This is a genomic window from Bradyrhizobium sp. P5_C11_2, assembly GCF_054049755.1.
This window is the reverse complement of record NZ_JBFULT010000724.1, coordinates 1-3,124: the sequence shown is the minus strand read 5'-3', so window position 1 is coordinate 3,124 and position 3,124 is coordinate 1. Positions and strand designations below refer to the sequence as shown.

The window sequence follows — 3,124 nt, the reverse complement described above, 5'->3', positions numbered from 1 at the left end:
AGCGCCATGTGCTCCCAAGTCCAGGCCTCGTTGGCCTGGTAGTCCGCGAAGGAAACAAGGCTCGATGCCACCGGGCCGGCGCGCCCGGAGGGACGCAGCCGCATGTCGATCTCATACAGCACGCCGTAATTGGTCCGGGTCGTGAAGGCGCTGATCAGGCGCTGGGTGAGGCGCGCGAAATAATGCGCGCCCTGCAGCGATTTCGGGCCATCGGAATCCGGATTGTCGCTGTCGAAATCATAGAGCAGGATCAGGTCGAGATCGGACGACGCCGTCATCTCGCGTCCGCCGAGCCGGCCCATCGCGATGATCGCAGTCTCCTGCCCCTGGATGCGGCCGTGCTGGGCGGCAAAACGCTCGGCGACGAGGCCGTGCACGGTGTGGACGATGCCCTCGGCGACGTCGGCGAACGCCGTGCTCGCCTGCTGCGCCGAGACGGTGCCGGAGAGGATGCGGGTGCCGATCAGGAACAGGCTCTCCTGGCCGAACAGGCGCAGGCGATCCAGAAACTCCTCGTAGGAGCCCGCGTCCTGCACCGTGGCCGCGAGCCGCGCCGACAATTCCTGCCGGTCCGGCATCGCGCCGAAGAAGCGCGGATCGATCAGGCCGTCCATCAGCTGCGGCTGCCGCGCCAGCATCTCGCCGAGCCGCGGCGCCGCGCCCAGAACCAGGGCCACCAGCGCGACGAGATCGCGGTTCTGGCCAAGCAGCGTGATCAGCCGCCCGCCGCGCTGCAGCGCCTGGAGGAAATGATCGAACGCCACCACCGCGCGGTCCGGCTCCTCGGCATGCGCGAGGCCCTCGATCAGGGCCGGCACGAATTCGACGAACGCGCTCCGCGTCTGGTCGTTGCGGAACACGCGGTAGTCGCCCGTGATCCAGTCGCGCACGGTCTGGGCGACGGCGGCGGGCGTCTTGAAGCCGAGCGTCACCAGGTGCTGGAGCAGGCGCGGATCGTCGAGACCGGCGCGGTAGTCGAGCGCCGGCAGCTTCGCGGTGCCGGTCGGATCGTCGCCCTCGAACAGCTTTTCGTAGTGCCCCTGCACGATCTCGAGCTGGCGCAACAGGTCGCGTGCAAAGGCCTCGCGGTTCTCATAGCCGAAGAACCAGGCGAAGCGCTCGATCGCCTCCTTGTCGTCGGGCAGCGCATGGGTCTSCTCGTCGGCGATCATCTGGAGACGGTGCTCGACCCGGCGCAGGAATTCATAGGCCCTGGTCAGCTCGTCGCGCGCCGCGACGGTGATCCAGTTGCTGGCGGCGAGCACATCGAGCGCGGCAAGCGTCGGCCGCACCCGCAAATCCGGATGACGGCCGCCGGCGATCAGCTGCTGGGTCTGCGCGAAAAACTCGATCTCGCGAATGCCGCCGCGCCCGACCTTGACGTTGTGGCCTTCGACCGCGACGTCACTCTGCCCGCGATAGGTCTGCATCTGCCGCTTCATGTCGTGAACGTCGGCAAGCGCGGCGAAATCGAGATGCTTGCGCCAGACGAACGGGGAGATTTCGGCGAGCAGCGCCTCGCCTGCCCTGGGATCGCCGGCGCAGGCGCGCGCCTTGATCATCGCGGCGCGTTCCCAGGTGCGCCCCTCGCGCTCGTAGTAATGCAGCGCGGCGTCGCGGGAGATCGCCACCTGCGTCGAGGACGGATCGGGCCGCAGGCGCAGATCGACGCGGAAGACGTAGCCGTCATGGGTGCGCTGCTGGAGAATGCGCGCCATCCCTTGCGTCACCCGGACGAAGAACGGCTGCGGCTCGATGTCGGGCGCGAGCGTCGTGTTGTCGGGATCGAAGAACACGATGAGATCGATGTCGCTGGAATAGTTCAGCTCGCCTGCGCCCATCTTGCCCATCGCGAGCACGATCAGGCCGCAGCCCTCTTCCGGAGCCTCGGGATTGGGCGGCGAGAGCTTTCCGCGTGCGGCTTCCTGCCGCAGCAGAAACTGGAGCGCCGCCTGCACCGAGGAAACGGCGACGTCGGTCAGCGCCGCCGTCACCCGCATCACCGGCCAGACGCCGCCGATGTCGCACAGCGCGATCAGGAGCGCCGCCTCCGCCTTCATGCGGCGAAGCAGCCGCATCACCTCGGCTTCGTCGATTGTGGCCAGCACCGCGCTTCTCGCCTCTGCGATCAGCGCATCGAGATGCGCGTCCGGATCGCATTGTAGAAGCCGGATCAGGCGCAGCGGATCGGCGCGCACCAGGTCGAACAGATAAGGCGAGAATTCCGCGATGCCGGCCAGGATATCCCGCGCGAAGGGACGGACCAGCAACGCTTCGAGACGGGCCGATTGTGCCGGCTCGAGTTCGGCCAGCCATTTTTCAAAATGTCGTTTGTCGGTTGTGGAAGCGGCAATATGGGGAGCCTCCGCAAAACGCGCGGCCAGGCTCTCACCATGCTTGTCCGCGTTTCCCGGCGCGGAGTGGTTCATGCCACCTTCTGTGGCACATCCTGCATCGGAGGAGCAACCCTGTCGCCCGCACCGGCGCGCGCCGGCAGCACCAGCGTGGCGACGAGACCGGGCTGGGCATCGCCCAGCCGCAATTCGCCGCCATGCAATGTCGCGACCGCCGAGGCGAGGCTGAGACCGAGGCCGGAGCCCGGCAGCGTGCGGCTGGCCTCGAGCCGCACGAATCGCTCGACGACATGCTTGCGGTCGCCCTCGGGGATGCCGGGGCCACGATCGGTCACACTGAGCAGCACCTGGTMGCCCTCGCGCTTCGCCTCGATCGTGATCTGCCGGCTGTCCATGCTGACCACGGTTCCACCCGTCTGCGCGACCGGCTGGCCGTATTTGATCGCGTTCTCGACCAGATTGGCGAGCGCCTGGCTGATCAATTCGCGGTTGGCGTGAACCGGCGTCGGCTCGGCCTTGACCTTCAAGGTCATGCCGTCGTCCTCGGCCAACGGCTCGTAGAGCTCGTGGATCCCGTTGGCGACGTCGGCGGCGTCGAAATCATCCATATTGCCGCGGGCCTGCCCGGACTCGGCGCGAGCGATCATCAGCAACGCGTTGAAGGTGCGGATCAGGCCGTCGGATTCCTCGATGGTCCGCTCCAGCGCCGCTCGGTAATCGGCCTCGCTGCCCGATTTCGCCAGCGCCTCCTCGGCGCGGTTGCGCAGACG

General features: G+C 67.5%; 2 protein-coding genes. Both read right to left on the bottom strand.

All coding sequences use genetic code 11. The annotated features are described in order from the left end of the window. On the bottom strand, positions 1-2,429 hold a 2,429-nt coding region (locus tag ACXJL8_RS37560), incomplete at its 3' end, for a bifunctional [glutamine synthetase] adenylyltransferase/[glutamine synthetase]-adenylyl-L-tyrosine phosphorylase (RefSeq protein WP_456686663.1). Then, positions 2,426-3,124: sensor histidine kinase (locus ACXJL8_RS37555; RefSeq protein ID WP_456686662.1), on the bottom strand; the 699-nt coding region annotated here is incomplete at its 5' end. The genes ACXJL8_RS37555 and ACXJL8_RS37560, both read right to left, overlap by 4 nt.